This window comes from Brachyspira suanatina, from assembly GCF_001049755.1.
GTDB lineage: Bacteria > Spirochaetota > Brachyspiria > Brachyspirales > Brachyspiraceae > Brachyspira > Brachyspira suanatina.
The window spans coordinates 112,401-132,211 of record NZ_CVLB01000003.1 but is presented as its reverse complement, the minus strand read 5'-3'; the positions used below and the strand labels follow the sequence as shown (position 1 = coordinate 132,211).

The 19,811-nt window shown below is 26.6% G+C and carries 21 protein-coding genes; 10 read left to right on the top strand and 11 right to left on the bottom strand.

The genetic code is table 11. The annotated features are described in order from the left end of the window. Positions 1-847: 847 nt before the first annotated feature. On the bottom strand, positions 848-1,426 hold the full coding sequence (locus BRSU_RS12305; RefSeq protein ID WP_048595853.1) for a chromate transporter: 579 nt from the start codon (positions 1,424-1,426) through the stop codon (positions 848-850). A gap of 15 nt (positions 1,427-1,441) precedes the next feature. Further along, complete coding sequence (locus tag BRSU_RS12300) at positions 1,442-2,050, bottom strand: chromate transporter (protein ID WP_048595851.1); 609 nt, start codon at positions 2,048-2,050, stop codon at positions 1,442-1,444. 251 nt (positions 2,051-2,301) lie between these two features. Here BRSU_RS12300 and BRSU_RS12295 point away from each other — a divergent pair, with 251 nt between their 5' ends. From BRSU_RS12295 to BRSU_RS12280, 5 genes are all read left to right on the top strand, one after another. Next, positions 2,302-2,544, top strand: a complete 243-nt coding sequence (locus tag BRSU_RS12295) for a (2Fe-2S)-binding protein (protein WP_048595849.1) — start codon at positions 2,302-2,304, stop codon at positions 2,542-2,544. Between the two features lie 12 nt (positions 2,545-2,556). Further along, a complete protein-coding gene (locus BRSU_RS12290; RefSeq protein WP_014489235.1) occupies positions 2,557-3,018 on the top strand; it encodes a YbaK/EbsC family protein in 462 nt (153 codons plus the stop codon). 17 nt (positions 3,019-3,035) lie between these two features. Further along, on the top strand, positions 3,036-3,983 hold the full coding sequence (locus BRSU_RS12285; protein WP_245158108.1) for an AAA family ATPase: 948 nt from the start codon (positions 3,036-3,038) through the stop codon (positions 3,981-3,983). Between the two features lie 62 nt (positions 3,984-4,045). Further along, on the top strand, positions 4,046-4,195 hold the full coding sequence (locus BRSU_RS14905; RefSeq protein ID WP_245158107.1) for a hypothetical protein: 150 nt from the start codon (positions 4,046-4,048) through the stop codon (positions 4,193-4,195). Between the two features lie 14 nt (positions 4,196-4,209). Next, positions 4,210-4,614, top strand: coding sequence for a DNA-binding protein (locus BRSU_RS12280; protein ID WP_245158106.1), 405 nt, complete (start codon positions 4,210-4,212; stop codon positions 4,612-4,614). Positions 4,615-4,866: 252 nt separating this feature from the next. Here BRSU_RS12280 and BRSU_RS12275 read toward each other — a convergent pair whose 3' ends face one another. From BRSU_RS12275 to BRSU_RS12265, 3 genes are all read right to left on the bottom strand, one after another. Then, complete coding sequence (locus tag BRSU_RS12275) at positions 4,867-6,036, bottom strand: DUF2268 domain-containing putative Zn-dependent protease (RefSeq protein WP_048595847.1); 1,170 nt, start codon at positions 6,034-6,036, stop codon at positions 4,867-4,869. Between the two features lie 128 nt (positions 6,037-6,164). Continuing rightward, positions 6,165-6,560 (bottom strand): DUF4234 domain-containing protein, encoded by a 396-nt coding sequence (locus BRSU_RS12270; RefSeq protein WP_048595844.1) that lies wholly within the window; start codon positions 6,558-6,560, stop codon positions 6,165-6,167. Positions 6,561-6,695: 135 nt separating this feature from the next. Continuing rightward, positions 6,696-8,057: an aspartate kinase gene (locus tag BRSU_RS12265; RefSeq protein WP_048595842.1), complete on the bottom strand. Its 1,362-nt coding sequence runs from the start codon at positions 8,055-8,057 to the stop codon at positions 6,696-6,698. Positions 8,058-8,571: 514 nt separating this feature from the next. Here BRSU_RS12265 and BRSU_RS12260 point away from each other — a divergent pair. Together BRSU_RS12260 and BRSU_RS12255 are read left to right on the top strand one after the other, a co-directional pair. Then, positions 8,572-9,312 carry a PP2C family serine/threonine-protein phosphatase gene (locus BRSU_RS12260; RefSeq protein ID WP_048595840.1) on the top strand — a complete coding sequence of 247 codons (741 nt, stop codon included), beginning with the start codon at positions 8,572-8,574 and terminating at the stop codon, positions 9,310-9,312. 151 nt (positions 9,313-9,463) lie between these two features. After that, positions 9,464-9,952: a DUF4234 domain-containing protein gene (locus BRSU_RS12255; protein ID WP_048595838.1), complete on the top strand. Its 489-nt coding sequence runs from the start codon at positions 9,464-9,466 to the stop codon at positions 9,950-9,952. A gap of 395 nt (positions 9,953-10,347) precedes the next feature. On the opposite strand, the gene ade is transcribed toward BRSU_RS12255, so the two are convergent. From ade to gatB, 6 genes are all read right to left on the bottom strand, one after another. Next, positions 10,348-12,078 (bottom strand): adenine deaminase, encoded by a 1,731-nt coding sequence (ade, locus tag BRSU_RS12250; protein ID WP_048595837.1) that lies wholly within the window; start codon positions 12,076-12,078, stop codon positions 10,348-10,350. A gap of 93 nt (positions 12,079-12,171) precedes the next feature. After that, positions 12,172-12,408 (bottom strand): hypothetical protein, encoded by a 237-nt coding sequence (locus BRSU_RS12245; RefSeq protein ID WP_048595835.1) that lies wholly within the window; start codon positions 12,406-12,408, stop codon positions 12,172-12,174. Positions 12,409-12,474: 66 nt separating this feature from the next. Next, positions 12,475-13,170 (bottom strand): hypothetical protein, encoded by a 696-nt coding sequence (locus BRSU_RS12240; protein WP_048595833.1) that lies wholly within the window; start codon positions 13,168-13,170, stop codon positions 12,475-12,477. Further along, positions 13,160-13,966 (bottom strand): P-loop NTPase fold protein, encoded by an 807-nt coding sequence (locus tag BRSU_RS14900; RefSeq protein ID WP_245158105.1) that lies wholly within the window; start codon positions 13,964-13,966, stop codon positions 13,160-13,162. The genes BRSU_RS12240 and BRSU_RS14900 overlap by 11 nt, the downstream gene beginning before the upstream one ends. A gap of 329 nt (positions 13,967-14,295) precedes the next feature. Further along, positions 14,296-14,493, bottom strand: a complete 198-nt coding sequence (locus tag BRSU_RS14895) for a hypothetical protein (protein ID WP_245158104.1) — start codon at positions 14,491-14,493, stop codon at positions 14,296-14,298. 104 nt (positions 14,494-14,597) lie between these two features. Next, positions 14,598-16,049 carry an Asp-tRNA(Asn)/Glu-tRNA(Gln) amidotransferase subunit GatB gene (gene gatB / locus BRSU_RS12230; protein ID WP_028328848.1) on the bottom strand — a complete coding sequence of 484 codons (1,452 nt, stop codon included), beginning with the start codon at positions 16,047-16,049 and terminating at the stop codon, positions 14,598-14,600. Positions 16,050-16,330: 281 nt separating this feature from the next. On the opposite strand from gatB, the gene gap reads away from it, so the two are divergent. The 3 genes from gap to BRSU_RS14680 all read left to right on the top strand — a co-directional run bounded on the left by gap (position 16,331) and on the right by BRSU_RS14680 (position 19,767). Beyond that, a complete protein-coding gene (gene gap, locus BRSU_RS12225; protein WP_048595831.1) occupies positions 16,331-17,374 on the top strand; it encodes a type I glyceraldehyde-3-phosphate dehydrogenase in 1,044 nt (347 codons plus the stop codon). A 197-nt stretch (positions 17,375-17,571) separates the two neighbouring features. After that, a complete protein-coding gene (locus BRSU_RS12220; RefSeq protein ID WP_048595829.1) occupies positions 17,572-18,771 on the top strand; it encodes a phosphoglycerate kinase in 1,200 nt (399 codons plus the stop codon). Positions 18,772-19,368: 597 nt separating this feature from the next. Further along, complete coding sequence (locus BRSU_RS14680) at positions 19,369-19,767, top strand: DNA primase (RefSeq protein ID WP_245158103.1); 399 nt, start codon at positions 19,369-19,371, stop codon at positions 19,765-19,767. The last annotated feature ends 44 nt before the right edge of the window (positions 19,768-19,811 follow it).

Genomic DNA, 19,811 nt, shown 5'->3' with positions numbered 1-19,811 from the left:
ATCATCTTTCAAACGCACGGTGAGTGAAGCTTTATTCATTAGCTAATTTATAATTCAAAATAATCAGCATAATTTTGAATTAGCTATAGTGGCGGTGTATGCATTATAAATTTAAATAAAACTAGGGCGGGCAGCTATAAATTCTAATTACATTATTAAAAAAATTAAAAATTATAATGGCAAATTAAAACTATAAATCTAAATGGCTGGCAAATGTAATTAAGTTTTAAAACTTTATTCACATACCCCAGCCTTTATTCTTTTTGTACAAATTTGAAATTCTAACTTTATTCATTTTTATAGTTAAACAAGAAAAAGCATGCCCGCCCTAGTTTTTATTAAGTTTAAAATCTACTAAACGCACGTTTAACTAAATTTTTAATATAGCTAAAAATTGAATTATAAATAAATCTATATTTTTAGCTTTACTATTGAGGCGGATTAATGCATTTAAAATAAAAATATTTTAATGAACTATTTGATATACCTAAATAACTATATTTTGTCAAAATAAATTTAATTTTTGTTTTTATATTTTGGGATTTGCCGCGAATGGAGTTGCCTGTGGTATTGACACAGGAGAAGCCCCCTACAGTGAGAAGCAGGCACAGCCCGCCTATGGCGAAAGGCTATATTTGAGCTTAATATTACATGTAAAACAAAGTTAGTATGATTTAGTACTAATTTCATACTTGCACTTTCGCGAAGCGTATCCGAGTTTATCGAGGATATAAGGTTCTTTGACGAAGTCCGCAGAGCGTATGCGGCGGTAAAAAGAACAACCAAAAATTGACAAACTTAAAAATTTTCAGTATATACTAAATATATAAAAAGCTTACAAAATCTATTAATACAAAACTATACCCAAAACGGCAGATATTAATATTATAGCAAGAATCGGAACTTTTTTTATTTTTAAAAATATTGATAAAGCAAATATAAATATTCCTATAGGACTTACATATTTAAAAATGCTCTGAATAAAATCAATATTTCTTAAAATAGAAGTCTCAGTAAGTTTTACAAAAAAAGCATCTTTAGTGAAAGTTACAACAGCAGAAGCTATTAAAGCAACGGCACATACTCTCAAAGCATTCATTATATTATTAAACTGCTCATTGTTTTTAACGGCATAGAAAAATTTCGATACTATCATAGTAATAATGAATGCAGGTATAAATATACCGAATGTTGAAACTGCTGATCCTAAAACTCCGGCCACTTTATATCCTACAAATGTTGCCGCATTAATAGCAATAGGACCAGGTGTTATTTGAGATATTGCCACAAGATTAGAAAATTCTGAATCTGTAATCCAATTATATTCTTTTAATATACCTAGAAGAAGGGCAATTATAGCATATCCTCCTCCATAAGTAAAAAATCCTAGTTTTGCAAATACATAAAAAAGTCTAGCATATATCATAATATCAAATCCAAATTAAGATTGTTTTTTTATAACGTATTTATTAATAAGATAATAAAGCCATCCAATAAATGCCGCAAGAAGCAAAGCGTATATAACATTGAAATGTAAAAACACAACTAATACAAAACTCAATATAAAAAGTGCTGCTGTGAATTTATTTTTTATTACCTGTTTTCCCATACCAAAAGCAGATAAAAGTATAAGTCCTGCAATTGCCCCTTTAATACCTAAAAAAGCTTTATTAACATATTCAGTATTTTGAAACCTTTCAAATATAGGAGCTATAATAAGTATTATTATAAATGAAGGGGCCATAACTCCAATACCAGCCATTATGCCCCCAAATATACCGGCTACTTTAAACCCTGTAAGAAGAGAAGAGTTTACAGCAATAACGCCAGGTATACTTTGAGCAAGAGCAAATATATCTATGATCTCATCTTTAGTTATGAATTTTCTTTTATTAACGAATTCTTCTTCCATTATAGGAAGCATAGCAAGACCGCCTCCTATGGTAACAAGACCTATATAAAAGAAAGAAAAAAACATTGTATACCAAGTAGGTTTAATAGAATTTGAAGAATTATCAGAATTTGTATTTTTTTCAGAATTACTTTCCATATATCGTCCAATATTTTTTTATATAATAAATTATATCATATTTTGTTATTGTCAATAGAAAAATACAGTATTATCTAATTTTTTACATTAAAAACCTATGAAATTTAACTGATAAACAATATTGAAAAACTTTAAAAATTGTATATAATTTTCCTATATTAAAAAACTATGACTATTGGCATCATTTTATTTTTACATATTTTTATTTTATTTATTTTATATAATATATAAATAAAAGGGGAGGCATATAGATGGAATACGATGTAGAGTATTTAAAAAATCAAACTTCAATTAATTATGATAAAACTCTATGCTACTGTAAAAATGTTTCATATAGAGATGCATATAGAACCATAGCTGAAAATAAATTAACAACATTAGAAGATGTAGTTGCCAAAACTCAAGCTTCTACAGGCTGCGGCGGATGTAAAGACCGTATTTTGAGTTTAATAGAATATGCAAAAAAGAACAATTATGAACCGCTTAATGTTTGATTTGGATATAGTATGAATGAAAAAGTACTTAATGCTTTAAAAGAACTCGGTATAGAATACAAAGAATTTGAAGAGGCCGGAGTTACAAAAACCGTTGATGATGCAGCTAAAACTCTTAATATAGAAAGAGGGCAGGTTGCTAAATCAATACTTGTAAAACCTTCAAAAAAGAATTTCGCTATGATTATAGCTTCCGGAGATAAAAAAATATCTTCCAAAAAGATGCGTACATATTTCGATTGTAAAACCAGCTTTGCAAATGCAGAAGATACTTTCAAATTAACAGGCTTTACATTTGGAGGAGTATGTCCTTTTGGCATAGATAAAGATATTGATGTTTTAGTTGATAAAAGTATGAAGAGATTTGATGCACTTTATATAGCCTGCGGAAGCGACAGCTCTTTAGCAAAAATGACTTATGATGAAATACTAGAAAAAATATCTAATGTAGAAGTAGATCTCACAGAAGATTAATTTGCGGATACATAATAATGAATAAAACAAAAACATCAGATAAAAAAGTATCATCAAAAAATAATATAATAGAAAATGTTAAAATATCTAATTTTACCGTTTTTAAAAATGCTGAAATAAATTTTTCAAAAGGTTTAAGTGTTTTTATAGGTAAAAATGGCACAGGAAAAACACATTTATTAAAACTTATAAATTGTTTAGACTATAATTTTTATGACGATAAATTAAAAATAGAATATAAAAAATCATATCCTATATCATTTAATTTAAATAAAATCTTCTCAAAATATTCCTGTAAAAATATAAATGAAGAAATATATAAAATTTCAGAAATAATTGGAACGAAAAAAAATAAAGAGCTAAATAAAAATATATTTTTATCTTTTACTGAACCAAATATTTTTATAGAATTTAATAATAATATAAAATTAAACAGTACTATGACTGATTTTGAAGGTTCTGGTTATGATAATCTATACAATATAATATATCATTTAAATGAAAATTCAAAAAAGTATTTAAATAAAAAATCTACATTTATACCATGCAAAGATATACTCACTTCTTCAAATGGATTTGCAGCACTTTATGATAAAAGAGATATAAATTTTGAAGCAGTATACTATAATACTATAAAAAAAACAGAACTTCCCAAGTTAAGAGAATTAGATAATGATTTACTTGAAATAGCTAAAAAAATAGAAAATGCTATAGGCGGAAAAACTATTTATAAAAATAATAATTTCTTTATAGACTATAAAAATATAGGTGAAGTTTCTTTTGACATAGTAGCTGAAGGTCATAAAAAATTAGCTCTTATATATATTTTAATTGTGAATGGTGAAATTGATAAAAATACTATACTTCTTTTAGATGAGCCTGAATCAAATTTAAATCCTAGTCTTACTGATTTACTTGTTAATATACTTTTAAGTTTATCAAAATTAGGATTTCAAAATTTATAGCTACTCATAATAGCTTTATACTTGATGATATAGAATTACAAAGAACTGATAAAGATTCTATTATGTATCATTCTTTTTATTTTGATGAAGATGATTTTAGTAGCGGAGTGAAAATAGAAAGCAAAGAAATTTTATTGGATTTAGAAAATAATCCTATAAATGAAAAAATAATAAAACAGAATAATGAATATATTGAAGAAATGATTAAATAATCGGATACATATATATGAGTATTATTGAAAAAGATAATTTTAAAATACATTATAGTGATGATTTTGAAATTATAGATATTGAAGAGCTAAATAGCAATGGCAAAGAAAAAAGAAATCAATATTCACACTGTATGAGTAATGTTGATTTAATGATAAAAGAAAATGATAAAATAATATTTATAGAATTAAAAAATTTACAAATTGAAGATAAAAATCAATTAGAAAATGAAATAAAGATATTAAAAATAGAAGAACCTTTAAATAAAGATTCAATTATTTATGAATTAATACAAAAAGGAAGAGGCCCATTTCTTAAAGAATACAGCTCAGGGTATATTAATAATAATATAGATGTTTATTATTTTATAATATTTCATTTTCCATTTAAAATAAGAAATATGCGATTCAAAACAAATTAAATGAGCGTTTAGAAAAAAATTTACCCATAATAAAAAAGACTCTACATATAAAAAGTCATTTATGAAAAAAGTTTTATTTATGACAACAGAGCAATGGGAAACTATATCTATACCAATAAATACTAAAGAAATTTTATTTAAACCGATAAGCAAAAGCTAATGCATACCTAAGCCATAGATATGCATTAGCTTTTCCCATATACTCATTTTTTAGGAGTTATAAAATAGCTAAAGTGCTGAAGATTGCTTTTATTAATAAAATGATGAATTAACTATCAAATATCTGTCCTTACCTTTAGTATTAACATCAGGATTATAAACAATATAAATATCATCGCCAAGTTCTACATATCTTAATAGAGTATCATCAGACATAAAATCACCCTTAACATAAATAGCAGAACCCGGAGCCATAGGACAATTATATTGGGTAGTTATAATTTTTGGCTTTGTTTCTATATAGCCTTTATAACCATAAAGTCCGCTTTTATCATTTTTATAATTAGCTTCAAGCCAAGTAGCATAAAGCTCGCTCCAATCCTGAAACTGTTTTATGTTTTTGTTGGCTGCATATAGTATAGCTTTATAAGTGCCTCTATATTCTTCAGGGGCATTTGCTATATCTTTATAAATTTCAAAACCATTTTTAGAATGAAGTCCTAACCAATACATGAATAATGAAACAGTTGCATATTTATGAACAGTGTATCCTTGATTCCAATTGATAAAATAATCACCTTTAGTTATTAAATACATTGAATCAGTATTATAGTAATTAAGCCTGTTTGAAGGTACTTTTCCTCTATATGATATTACTGCCGCTTCTGATAATGCTTCATCAACCCATACATCAAATGCATTGCTGTTTTTATTTTGTAACTGACTATAATGTATAACATGATGAAGTTCATGGGCTATAGTATTTACAACAGACTCAGGATTTTCCCAGCCATTTATATAATCCAAAAATATTATATTTTGAGTATCATTTTTTATTTCATTAAGTCCATCTAATATGGAATATCCTTGCATATAAGGCTTGTCGCCTGTATGTCCTCCATTAATATCCATTATTAAAAGAGTTAATTTACCTTTTAATTTTCCATATAGATATTCTTCCATCTCATATATTTTAGATGTTTCTAATATAATATTTTCTAATTCTCTTTCATTGATTTCTAAGCCATTTTCTAAATACACATCTATTTTTGATGTTGAATATATATTCTTTGCTTTGAATGTTTCTTTTGAATAATTATTTTTTATATATCTTACAGCATTGAATGATTTTTCTGTATTATTACCTTTGTATATATTATAACTTACAGGAGTTTTTAATACTTCGTTTAAAGTGCTGTATTCTCTGGCATTTAAAATAAATATATTGAATAGAAATATAATCAGTATAAAATATTTTCTCATTATTACAGCTCCTTATAAAATTATAATATTTGTAATTAGTATCGGAAAAATAATGAAAAACAGTTTATAAAAATAAAGGCTTGCTTAAAAAAGCAAGCCTTTAATGATATATTGAATTAATTTTCTAATTAATTATTTTCTATATTAGCTGTAGTATTTCCAGAATCATCTATATTATTCCATATAGAATTTAATTTATCCTGCATTATAGCACCTGCTGCAACATAAACTAATAATCCTAATATTACTAATAGACTTGTACTATCCTCGCTATTATCCAAACCTGCTTTTGCAGTCATTTCTAAATAAACAATTTTACCATATTTGTAATACCAGTATAAACTATATATGTTACAAGTTACTACAACTAGTATAAGCTCCAAAGCAGGATTTATATCTTCTCTTTCCATAAAATTTTTAATTTCATCTGTAGTTTTATAAATCCAATAAAGATAATAAATACCGCATGTAACTATACTTAAAACTACTAGCATAGGAACGCTTCTAACAGTGCCTTTTTTCATTTTTAATCTCCATCATATATTTTTATAGGTATATATTGTATATTGATTTTTAAAAATATACAATATATTATAAAAAATATTTTATAAATTATTTTAGAGTTATTAAATAAATTTGAACTTACATAAAAAATGTAATTATAAATTTTGCTCTTCAAAGAATGTTTTATATATACTCTTTATAGCTTTATTTAAATCATCATCTTTTACGCCTATCATAATACTTACTTCGCTTATACCTTGGTTAAGCATTTCTATATTGATATTGCATTTCTCCATAGCATGCATAGCTCTTGCAGAAACACCTACACATTGCTGCATTCCTTCACCTACGAGCATTATCAAAGCAAGTCCATGCTCAAAGTAAATATTATCTACATGAAGCTCATCTCTTACCCTTTCATATATACGTTTTTCTTTTTCAGGAGTAATAGCAGAATTTCTAACTATTACAGAAATATTGTCTATTCCTGAAGGAGCATGCTGATAAGGTATATTTTCATTTTCTATTATCTCTAAAAGCTTTCTGCCGAATCCAACTTCTCTGTTCATCAAATATTTACTTACATAAAGACAAGAGAAATCATCTTCTCCGGAAACACCAACTACAGGATTAACATTTTTATTTCTGCTTGCAACTATTCTAGTACCTTTAGCAGAAGGGTTATTGGTATTAAGTATATGAACAGGTATATTAGCTTCATAAACCGGCTGTAAGGCTTCAGCATGAAGAACATTAAATCCGCCGTAACTTAATTCTCTCATTTCTCTATATGTAAACTCGTCTATCAATTTAGGATTATCTACTATATTTGGAGCTGCAGCAAATACTCCGTCTACATCAGTAAAGTTTTCATAAACTTCAGCATTAACTGCTTTTGCTAAAATAGCACCTGTGATATCGCTTCCTCCTCTAGGGAAAGTTACTACATCGCCTTTTTCAGTATATCCAAAAAATCCTGGAAATATTACCAAGGCAGATTCATCTTTTAATTTAGATAGATTAGAATAAGATTTTTCTAATACAGTGGCATTTCCGAATTCTTCGGAAAGTAAAAGTCCAGCATCTTTAGGATTAACATATTTAGCTTTAACTCCTATAGAATTAATATATGCAGCTATTACCTTAGCACTTAAATCCTCTCCTAATGCTTTTACTCCGTCTACAAATTTTGTAGGAAGCGATTTATCTTCAGCTATTCTCTTTAATATATCGTTTTGAATCTCTTTCAAAAGTTCATGCGAAAGAGAAAGTTCATCTATTATATTTTTAAATCTTTCTATAATGATTTTTAATTCTAATTTTCCGTCTTTACCGGCAATGATAGTTTCAGCAAGAGTGATAAGCAAATCGGTTACTTTGGTGTCTTCTTTGAGTCTTTTTCCAGGAGCAGATACTACTACTATTCTTCTATCTTTGTCTGATAGTACTATGTCCACAACTTTTTTTATTTGACTTGCATTTGCTACAGAAGAGCCACCAAATTTTGCTACTTTCATCTTACTTAAATCCTCCATAAATTTAGTAAAATTTATAAAATAAATTACTATACATAATAACATAAAATAATTTTTATTTCAATTATTTTATATGTATTTTTTAATAAACCATTAATTTTCGATAAATAATTGAATATATTAAGTAAAATATTCATTATTGTATTAATTGATAAAATTATATTCTATAATCATGTAAAAATATAAATTCTAATGAAATCTTTTGGGCATGCTTTTTTATTTAATTTATAAAAATAAATGAGATTATAATTTTTAATGAAAGTAAAAAATATAAAAGGGTGGGTATGTAAATAAGTTTTTTAATATAACATATATACATTTTATTTATTTTATATTTAATTAGATTTTTAAAAGCATTAAGTCTATTCTGAATTTGTAAAGATATTATTAAAATTTATATAAAATATATGTTCATGCATAAAAATTATTGCTTGATTAAATTTCATAATGTTTTATTATTAATAATATAAATAATAGAAATAATAAAGGATTAAATATGAACATATTTGCTTTTACAAATAAAGGCACAGATACAAAAATAAATACAGATACTATTCTTTTTAATAGCGAATCTGTATCAGGAAATCCTATTCTTATTAATGAACAAAATAATTATAGTCATTTTATAGATAATATTGAAGGAACAGCAGTTTCAATGATTGCTGATGGGCTTGGAGATATTTTTGCTTCAAAACTTGCTATAGATGTTTATAATGAAAATTTCCTTGATTTGCTTGAGCTTGTAGGAGAGCAGGAAATAATGAATTGGATAATGCATAACTTTATAAAACTTGAAGTTGTTGCAGCAAGAGATTCTGCTGATGATAAAGAAAAAGCTATGGCTGGAGCTTCTATTGCCGGAGTTTTATATCATAAGTTTGCAGGAGTATTTGTATTTAATGCAGGCGATAGTAAAGTTTATGCAGTTAATAGAAATAAGGTATTTCAAATAAGCAGAGATCATATGAAAGGCAATGCATTAGAAAATTGTGCATGTGCCGGAGGCGGACATTATATTACTATTGAGGGTGCTAGAAGAAATCAGAATTATAATTATTTTATAGCTTCTAATTCTATGGTTGAATTATTATTAAATAAGTATGGAAATATAGAGGAAGCTATTAATGATATAATGGGTTCATCAAATACTGAAGAGGCAATTACTAAATTAAAGAGTATAGCAGAAAACTCTAAAGACAATGTAAGTGCTTTAGGATTGTCAAATCTTTTTGAGTAAAAATTTTTATATATAATAATTAATTAAAGTTTTTAGTTATTTAAAATTTAGTTTATGACTATAAATACTAATGTCATAAACGAGCATCTGATGACTTTACTTACTAGCTATTTAAAAGCGAGTTTATGACAGTAAATAATAGGAGTTTAACATGAAAAAAGGAACAACAAGACCAATACCAATAATGCTTTTATTAAATATAGTAACTTGCGGAATATACTATATTTATTGGATTTATCAAACATCAGTTGAAATAAAGATATGCAGTGAAAGAGAAGATTTAAATCCTACAATTGAAATACTGCTTGGTATAATAACATGCGGGCTTTATTTTAAATTTTGGTATTATAAATATGGAAAAATAGTTTATAAAGAAATTCCAGCAAAAGCAGGAATGAATTATTCAGAAGATAAAACAGTAGCTTTAGTAGTAATAGATATAATTATTGCTTTAATGTGGTGGGGTGGAATTATATTTAGAGCATTATTGTTTGCTATCACTTATGATACATATACTTCAAATGAAGAATTAATTACTTCATTTATATATATTATTCCATCTGGATTAATATACTTAGTTAATATATCTTCACTTATTATGCAGGATAAACTTAATAACATTTGGAAGAATATGCAGTAATTATTTCATTATTTTCTTATTTTATAGTTATATAATAAAAAAAGTTAAACGAAAATTTAATAAATGGCAGAGTATATTATTTCTCTGCCATTTAATATAATTTTATTATTATAACTTTTTTAATATAATTTTCTCAAGTATAAAAAACTTTTATTATACCAATAATATTTTAATAAAAAATAAATAACTATTATTAACAAAATTATCTGCAATCTAAGTTTTATAACTTCAATTTTATTTTTTATTTCTTTACTGCTTAATTAGAATTTACATCATACATCCAAGTGTTTTTTAATTTAGAATTCACATAACGCACGCTTAACAAAATTTAAAATATAGATTAATTAATAATAGAATTTTATTAACCGTGCGGTAATTGAAACATAATAATTAAATTATGCACTTACATCTATAAAATTAAACTCTTTCACATCGAAAAGCCCATTTGTTGTAAGTTTAATTTCAGGTATAACAGGCAAAGCCATAAATGATAAAGTCATGAAAGGGTCTATTTCTCTGTTAACATTAAGTTCATTGTAGGCAAGCTCATGCATAGAATATATTTTCTTTACTATGTCATAAGGAGAATCATCAGACATAATGCCTGCTATTTTTAATTGTAATCTATCAAGAACTTTTCCATTTTTTACAACAGTTATTCCGCCTGAACATTTTTCTATTTCTTTTATTGCAAGTATTATATCTTCATCATTGTCGCCTACAGCTATTATATTATGAGAGTCATGAGAAACACTTGTGGCAATAGCACCATTTTTTAATTTATAATTTTCTATTAATCCTAAGCCTATTTTTCCAGTAGCTTTATGTCTTTCTACAACAACCAATTTCAATATATCAACACTCTTTCTGTATTTAAAATATCCGTTCTCAAAACCTACTATCCTTACACTTTTCTCTGTAACTAGATCTTTATTAACTATCCTTATAACATTAGCTTCATCGGATTTTAATTTTATCTGTATATCATCAACTGTAATAGGTGCAATATTTATTGTGCTGAATATATTATCATTATAATTATCTTTTTCTACTTTAAATAAAGCTTTTCCATTTTCTGCAGCTAATTTTCCGTCTATAAAAACTTTATTAGCTTTGAAATCTTTTAAATCATTAAATAAAACAATATCAGCCTTGTATCCTGAAGCAACTAAACCAATATTTTTAAGTCTGTAACATTCGGCAGCATTAATAGTAGCCATAGCAATAGCATTAAATACATCAAGTCCATGCTCAACTGCTATTTTTAAATTATGAGATATATGCCCGTTTTCTATAATATGATCCAAATGCTTATCATCGGTACACATTGCACATCTTCTTGCATTGCTTTGATTAACTCCCTGTAATAGTGAAGCTAAATTTTGTGCTGCAGAACCTTGCCTTAAAAGCACATACATTCCATTAGATATTCTAGACTTCAAATCTTTTGCAGATACGCATTCATGATCAGTATAAACTCCGGCAGCTCTATAAGCATTTACAGTTTTACCTCCAAGCATAACACCATGCCCGTCTATAATTTTATCAGCATTGATTGCTGCAAGTAATTTTTTAAGCACATCTTTATCACAAGATAATACACCCGGAGCATTCATCATCTCAGCAAGCCCAAATATATCATCATCATTTATAAACTCTTCTATTATATTAGAATCAAGTACGGCTCCAGAATCTTCAAAACTTACAGCAGGCACGCATGAAGAAAGCATAAACTTACATTTAAGAGGGCTTTTTTTGGCAGACTCTATCATAAATTTAATACCGTCAATACCGCATACATTAGCAATTTCATGAGGGTCTGTTACAATTAAAGTAGTACCGAAAGGAATAACCACTTCAGCAAAATTAACCGGAGTACATAAAGATGATTCTATATGAACATGTGAATCTATAAGTCCGCTTGTAGCATAAGAGCCTTTAGCGTCAATAACTTCTTTTCCATTATAAGAACCCACCCCTACAATATAATCATCAACAATGGCAATATCGGCATCCGTAATAGTTGCTGATATTGGGTCTACTACCTTACAGTTTCTTATAACTAAATCAGCCAAAACCTTTCCGCTTGATACTTCAATCATTTTTGATAATTTTTCTATAGTCATTAATAGTCCTTATAATTAATATATATTTTAAATATAGTAAATTATAAGCGGATTTTCAAATTTGATATATTTTTACATAATAATTTTTCATATTTATATATTCAAATATTTTTTTAATTCATCATATAAAGCTTTATAAAATTCGTCATTTTCTCCATATTTTTCTTTTATAATTTTATTTAGAATATAGATGAAATTATCATAATTAATTATCTCTTCACTTTTTATATTTTTATTGAAGTTATAAAATATATAAAAAATTATTTCTTTTATTGTTTTGCTGTATTTATTATCCTTAAATCTATTAAGAATAATTATTATAGTATTCATATTATGATATTTTCCAACTGATTTTGGCTGTTCATATAAATCTGGTTCATCATCTACATTAGAATTTCAATTGTTAATTTTATCAAAAATATCATCATCTATATTTTGTCCTTTTAAATGGCTATCTAATGCTATTAAATATGATATATAGTAATAAGGTCTATTAATACCAATTTTAATTAAATTATTTATTTCTGTTATATCCAATTTTCCAGTAAAATAAAAGCATATAAAAAATAAATTCCAATTTTTATCCATTATAGTTTTATCATCACTCATATTATTGTCATTACTTATAGCATTTTTATTAAGTTCATCTAATACATTTTTTATATTAGCTGCATATTTAAATAATGCTATAATCATTAATAAATCTAAATTATCAATGTAAAAATATGATTTTTTATATAAGATAATGTTATTTAAATACAAATCAATATATCCGTCATCTATCAAAAAATGATAATCTTTTAATATATTATCAAAAATATCAAAATTGGTTAATTTAAAAACATCATTGTAATTAAATTTTTTTATATATATTTTATCAATAAAGCGTACATATTCAAAAATTACTTTTTTATTATCTATATTCTTATACTGATCTTTACATACATATTCAATGCAATATTTTAATAACTCTCTTAATCTATTAATATATTTATTTTTATTATTAGAAAAAACAAAAAATTTAAATATATTTACTGTAAAATTATAATCAATATCATTATTATTTATTTTTATTGCTTTATCAAGTACCATATCTGTTAATACTATTTACAATTCTTTTAAACTTTTCTCTATTGCTTATTAATTTTAATAGCATATCTTCATTATTAAATATTTGTACAGATGAAACAAATAATGATGCAACAAAAAAAGAATACTTAGTTAATATTTGCTTATCTTCAGTTAAATTTATATAACTATAATAATTTATTTTAATTTGATTAACGAATTTTTTTATTAATCTAGGTGTGTAATAATATGATGTGATATATTGCGAACTATCCAGTATATTATTCTTAGAAAAATTTAATAATAATATAATATTATCAATGCCTCTTACTCTTTTTATATCATCATAATATTCTAATTCATTACTCAATAATTTTAAAAAGAAATTATTAACCATATCATTATTCATCTCTGGTATGCTTACTTCATAAGGACTTAATTTATCATAAAATGAAGTATCTACACTACTATTATTTTTACCTATACTTTTTTTATCAACAGCTAATATAAACCAAGTATTAATATTACAGTCCTTTTTCTGCATACATTCTATAAAAGTATATAATGATGAAATAAATTTTTCTTCCTCATCTTTTGAAAGTCTATCCATATTGTCTATCACAATAATAATATCTTTGTCAAAGAAGTTTGAATATAGACTATAAAATTTTTCTACAAATAGTTTAAATTGATAAGGAGTTAAATCTTTTCCTTCTTCATACTCAGAATAATTATCTGAAGAACCATATAAAAAAGGAAATAATATTTTTGTTAATTTTGATGGAAAAATAGACAAAAATAGAGTAGATATAATAAACAAAACAATTGTTATTGGTAAGGTTATTGAAAAATGTTATATAAAAAAAGTTATAATCTTATTTATATCAATAGATTTTATTTTATCAGATGTTAAAATAGGAATTAGTATAAATATAAAAGAATAAATTATTATTGTAAAACGGCTGATATTTGCAGTAGTTTCTTTTTTTATTGTATTTATAGCTTTTATATTATGATCTATTTCCTTTTGCAATTTTTTATTACCATTATTGCTTATTACTCTATATAAACATCTTAAAAATTATTTTTTTAAACATCTTCAGGAGCATTCCAGGCATTTATTGCTATAAATACTTTATTTTTTTCATTTTATTTTATAAGTTTTTGTATTATAGTAGTTTTTCCTGTTCCTCTCACTCCGCTTAATAATATTACATTTCTTGATACATTTTTATTATTATTAATGATATTTAAAATACTATTATATGTTTTCCCATGAGGTAATGAATCATTCAATTCTTCAGCAGGGGATTCATCTAATAATTTTATAGCATTTTCATCAGACATAAATAACTCTTACACTATTATATTTTTATTATATATCAAAATAAAAAAGAGTTCCATAAATTAATATGAAACTCTTTTTATAATATGTACTTATTATATTATAATTATTCGCTTAAAATTTTTCTTAAAACTTCATTAACAAGTTTAGGGTTGCCCTGACCTTTAGTAGCTTTCATTGTCTGACCTACTAAGAAGCCGAATGATTTTTCTTTACCCGCTTTGAAGTCTGCTACTGATTTAGGATTTTCTTCTAAAACTTTTCTTATTATAGTTTCAAGTTCTCCAGTATCGCTAACTTGTTTAATACCTTTTTTCTCAACTATAGCAGAAGGAGCCTCTCCTGTTTCGCACATATCTTCAAAAATCTCTTTAGCTATCTTACCACTTATAACGCCTTCATCTATAAGTTTGAAAATCTCACCTATATGCTCTGCTTTAGGTTTGAAATCTTTTATAGTTTGAAGTTTTTTGTTTAAGTAAGCATTAACTTCAACCATTATCCAGTTGCTTATTTTCTTAGGCTGTTTAGGATAAGCTTTTACTGCTGCTTCATAATAATCAGCTAATGCCGCATCTTCTGTAAGTACAACTATATCCTGATCTGGTAAGTCATAATCTTTTTTAAGTCTTTCACGTTTTTGCTGAGGAAGTTCTGGAAGCTCTTTTTTAGCCTGCTCAATCTCTTCATCTTTAAGAACTAAAAGAGGTATATCTGGATCTGGGAAATATCTGTAATCTGCTGCCCCCTCTTTTGAACGCATACCTTTAGTAGTGTTTTCTTTAGCATCATAAAGTCTAGTTTCTTGTAAGATTTTCTCACCATTATTTAAAGCTTTAATTTGTCTTTTGATCTCATAGTCAATAGCAAGTCTTACATTTCTAAAACTGTTCATGTTTTTTACTTCAGTTTTAGTACCAAGTTCTGTACTTCCTTTAGGACGTATAGAAACGTTAGCATCGCATCTTAAAGAACCTTCTTCCATATTACAATCAGAAACATCAATATATTTGAAGATTTTTTTAAGTTCTGTTAAATATTGATAAGCTTCTTCACCAGTAGAAATATCCGGCTCGCTTACGCATTCAATCAAACAGCAACCTGCACGGTTTAAGTCTACATAACTTAAAGGTCTTCCTGTATCATCATGCACAAGTTTACCAGCATCTTCTTCCATATGTATTCTGTTTATTCTTATGCTTTTATTATAAGAAGAACCATCATCATTAAGTACAGTAATATCAAGATGACCTTCTGTACAAATAGGCTCGTCCATTTGAGTAATCTGATAGTAAGAAGGCAAATCTGGGTAGAAATAATGTTTTCTAGCAAATCTGCTTTTCTTTTGAATAGTGCAGTTAGTAGCAAGTCCTGCTTTTATAGTTTTATGCACCATTTCTTTATTAACTATAGGTAAAGTACCAGGGTGAGCCTGACATCTTGGACAAGTAAGAGTGTTTGCAGGAGCACCGAAAGTGTTTGGGCATGAACAGAATGCTTTAGTTTTAGTATTAAGCTGAACATGCACTTCTAATCCTATGACTGCTTCATATTCCATATTTATTAATCCTAATTATTAAAGTAATTTTTAAAATATTATGTTTATTTTATATGAATTTGCTTTTTTTTTCAATAGAATGATATTTTTTTATTTGATTATATATTATTAATTGCTGTTATTGTAAAATAATTTTGAATAAAAAATAGAGTAATAACTTCTTATATTTAATAGTTAAATTAAACAAAAAAATCTTGACTTAATCGTTTATTTATGATAGCATAATAGGTGAATTTTATATGTTCGCGTATAGGATATTATTTTAATTTAGGAGTATATTTATGGCTGTAAAAGTAGCAATAAATGGTTTTGGACGTATCGGACGTCTAGTTTTTCAGGCATTGGTAGAACGCGGTTTATTAGGTAAAGAAATTGATGTAGTTGGTGTAGTAGATGTTAGTACTGATGCTGAGTATTTTGCTTATCAATTAAAATATGACTCTGTTCATGGTAAAATGAAAGCTGACATAACAACAGAAGGCGAAGATGTATTAGTAGTTAATGGCAACAAAATTAAATGTATAGGCGCTACTAAAGATTTAAAAGATCTTCCTTGGAAAGCTTTAGGTGTTGAGTATGTAATTGAATCTACAGGTCTTTTCACAGAAAAAGAAAAAGCTGAAGGTCATATAGCTGCAGGCGCTAAAAAAGTAATCATTTCAGCTCCTGGTAAAGGTGATTTAAGAACTTTTGTATATGGTGTAAACCATGAAGAATATGATCCTGCTAATCATCATGTAGTATCTAATGCTTCTTGTACTACTAACTGTTTAGCTCCTATAGTACATGTACTTCTTAAAGAAGGTATCGGTATAGAAACAGGTCTTATGACTACTATACACTCTTATACAGCTACTCAAAAAATAGTAGACGGTCCTTCTAAAAAAGACTGGAGAGGCGGACGTGCTGGTGCTATAAACACTATCCCTTCTACTACTGGTGCTGCTAAAGCAGTTGGTGAAGTTTTACCTGCTACTAAAGGTAAATTAACAGGTATGAGTTTCAGAGTTGCTACTCCTGACGTATCTGTTGTAGACTTAACTTTCAGAAGTGAAAAAGAAACTTCTATCAAAGAAATCGATGTATTAATGAAAAAAGCTTCTGAAACTTACTTAAAAGATGTTTTAGGTTATTGTAATGAAGAATTAGTATCTAGCGACTTTATACATGACTCTAGAAGCTCTATATATGACTCTCTAGCTACTACTCAAAACAACTTGAAAGATGAAAAAAGATTCTTCAAAATTGTTTCTTGGTATGATAATGAATGGGGTTATTCTAACAGAGTAATTGATTTATTATTATATATGTATAACAAAAAATAATATTAGTAATAATTATAATTGTTAAGCTATAATAAAAGGGTGTTATATTTCATTATAGCACCCTTTAAATTTTTATTAATAATAGCAATAATAAAAAAGCGAGCCAAAGCCGCCCATAGAGGCACATACAAGCAAATAAATTTATTTATTTGCTAATTATAGGCGGAGGCGAGCATAGCAATAATAAGGAGTTCATAATGAAAAAATCAGTAAAAGATATAGATATTAAAGGTAAAAAAGTCATAATGAGAGTTGACTTCAATGTACCTCTTGATAAAGAAACAAGTTCAAAAATTACAGACACTACAAGAGTAGATGCTGCTATGCCTACTATTGAATATATACTTTCTCAAGGTGCTTGCTTAATACTTATGAGCCATTTAGGAAGACCAAAAGGCGAAGCAAATCCTAAATACTCTTTAAAACCTGTATTTGATTATTTAAAAACTAAACTTCCTAATAATAAAGTTTCTTTTGCTAATGATTGTATAGGTGAAGAAGTAAAAAAACAGGCTGCTGAATTAAAAGCCGGAGATGTATTACTTCTTGAAAACTTGAGATATCATGCTGAAGAGGAGAAAAATGATGCAGCATTTTCTAAACAATTAGCTGATTTAGCTGATGTTTATGTTAATGATGCTTTCGGTACTGCTCACAGAGCACATGCTTCTACTGCTGGTATAGTATCTGCTAAAGCTGGTATGCCTGCTGTAGCTGGTTTCTTAATGGAAAAAGAAATTAAATACTTAGGTGATGCTGTTGCTAATCCTGAGCGTCCTTTTGTAGCTATAATTGGAGGAGCTAAAGTTTCTTCAAAAATTTCTGTACTTAAAAACTTACTTAACAAAGTAGATACTTTAATTGTTGTAGGCGGTATGGCTTATACTTTCTTCAAAGCTAAAGGATTTGAAATAGGTACTTCTTTATGCGAAGATGATTATATAGCTACTGCTAAAGAAATTATGGATAAAGCTAAAGAATTAAACAAAACTTTATATTTACCTGTTGATAATGTTATAGCTGATAAATTTGATAATGATGCTAATATTAAGACAGTAGATTCTAATGCTATACCTGCTGGTTGGATGGGTATGGACGTTGGACCTAAAACTTTGAAAGAACTTGAAGACATACTTAAAAATGCTAAAACAGTTGTTTGGAATGGACCATTAGGTGTATTTGAAATGGCTAATTTTGCTAAAGGTACTTTTGAAGTAGCTAAATTTATTGCTAACTCTGGTGCTGTAAGTATAATAGGCGGCGGCGACAGTGTATCTGCTGTTAATAAATCTGGTGTTGCTGATAAGATGACTCACGTATCTACAGGCGGCGGAGCTTCTTTAGAGTTCCTAGAAGGAATAGAACTTCCAGGTATCGCAGTATTGCAAGATAAGTAATTGTAATTAATTATATATAATTAAATCAAAATAGTGAGCCCGTAGTAACTTTAGTTGCTGCGGGTTTTTTATTAGTAAAAAATAATGAGCCTATGGAGCTTTAGCTGTCATAGATTTTTTAGAGAATTATTTTGATTGTATGATAAAAGGAATAGAATTATCTGTAATAGGAGTATTGCAAGATAAGTAATTGTAATTAATTATATATAATTAAATCAAAATAGTGAGCCTTTAGAACTTTAGTTTTTATGCAGGTTTCTAGTTAACTTTTTATAAGATAGCATACTATAAAACAAACTTTTATTAAAATATAATAATATAGTTTAATAAGTATGTAATTAATTATAGAATATATTCATTTAAAACAAAAATAGTTTTATATATTAGTATATTTTTATAAGAAATATACTTTATTATTAAATAAATCAAATATAATTGATTTATTCAAGTGTTTATATCAATTTAATTAGTATGAAATTATCAAAATACTATCAATTTCCTATATTAAATAATTTTTAAAAATTAAATATATTTATACTTGACAAAAAAAACTTATGTATTATTATAGCTTTAAAATTATGAATTATGGAGCAAATGATGGAAGAATTAGGATCTATCTATTTTTTAGACGAACTCAATATATTAAATAATGGCTATTTTGCAAAATTAGATGATGATGATTATGAAGATGATTACGATGATTATGATGATGACTATGATGATGAAGATGATTATGACGATGAAGGCGATTTCGATGATGATGACGACTTCGACGATGACGACTTCGACGATGATGATGATGATTTTGATGACGATTATGATGATGAAGATGATTATGATGATGACTATGACGACGACGATGACTATGATGACGATATAGATGATTTTGACGATGACTTCGATGATGATTTCGATGACGATTTTGATGATGATGATGACGACTATGATGATGATTACGATGATGAAGATGATTATGATGATGATTTTGATGAATAATTAATTGTTTTTTATATATATAAAGCAATACTTTTATCAGTGTT

Coding starts and splice junctions, on each gene's coding strand:
- BRSU_RS12245 (WP_048595835.1), bottom strand. CDS start 12,408: ATGAATACTATAATAATTATTCTTAATAGATTTAAGGATAATAAATAC.
- BRSU_RS12290 (WP_014489235.1), top strand. CDS start 2,557: ATGAATGAAAAAGTACTTAATGCTTTAAAAGAACTCGGTATAGAATAC.
- gatB (WP_028328848.1), bottom strand. CDS start 16,049: ATGGAATATGAAGCAGTCATAGGATTAGAAGTGCATGTTCAGCTTAAT.
- BRSU_RS14905 (WP_245158107.1), top strand. CDS start 4,046: ATGTATCATTCTTTTTATTTTGATGAAGATGATTTTAGTAGCGGAGTG.
- BRSU_RS12220 (WP_048595829.1), top strand. CDS start 17,572: ATGAAAAAATCAGTAAAAGATATAGATATTAAAGGTAAAAAAGTCATA.
- BRSU_RS12275 (WP_048595847.1), bottom strand. CDS start 6,036: ATGAGAAAATATTTTATACTGATTATATTTCTATTCAATATATTTATT.
- BRSU_RS12265 (WP_048595842.1), bottom strand. CDS start 8,057: ATGAAAGTAGCAAAATTTGGTGGCTCTTCTGTAGCAAATGCAAGTCAA.
- BRSU_RS14680 (WP_245158103.1), top strand. CDS start 19,369: ATGGAAGAATTAGGATCTATCTATTTTTTAGACGAACTCAATATATTA.
- BRSU_RS12295 (WP_048595849.1), top strand. CDS start 2,302: ATGGAATACGATGTAGAGTATTTAAAAAATCAAACTTCAATTAATTAT.
- BRSU_RS14895 (WP_245158104.1), bottom strand. CDS start 14,493: ATGTCTGATGAAAATGCTATAAAATTATTAGATGAATCCCCTGCTGAA.
- BRSU_RS12260 (WP_048595840.1), top strand. CDS start 8,572: ATGAACATATTTGCTTTTACAAATAAAGGCACAGATACAAAAATAAAT.
- ade (WP_048595837.1), bottom strand. CDS start 12,078: ATGACTATAGAAAAATTATCAAAAATGATTGAAGTATCAAGCGGAAAG.
- BRSU_RS12240 (WP_048595833.1), bottom strand. CDS start 13,170: ATGGTACTTGATAAAGCAATAAAAATAAATAATAATGATATTGATTAT.
- BRSU_RS12305 (WP_048595853.1), bottom strand. CDS start 1,426: ATGATATATGCTAGACTTTTTTATGTATTTGCAAAACTAGGATTTTTT.
- BRSU_RS12255 (WP_048595838.1), top strand. CDS start 9,464: ATGAAAAAAGGAACAACAAGACCAATACCAATAATGCTTTTATTAAAT.
- BRSU_RS12300 (WP_048595851.1), bottom strand. CDS start 2,050: ATGGAAAGTAATTCTGAAAAAAATACAAATTCTGATAATTCTTCAAAT.
- BRSU_RS12270 (WP_048595844.1), bottom strand. CDS start 6,560: ATGAAAAAAGGCACTGTTAGAAGCGTTCCTATGCTAGTAGTTTTAAGT.
- gap (WP_048595831.1), top strand. CDS start 16,331: ATGGCTGTAAAAGTAGCAATAAATGGTTTTGGACGTATCGGACGTCTA.
- BRSU_RS12280 (WP_245158106.1), top strand. CDS start 4,210: ATGAGTATTATTGAAAAAGATAATTTTAAAATACATTATAGTGATGAT.
- BRSU_RS12285 (WP_245158108.1), top strand. CDS start 3,036: ATGAATAAAACAAAAACATCAGATAAAAAAGTATCATCAAAAAATAAT.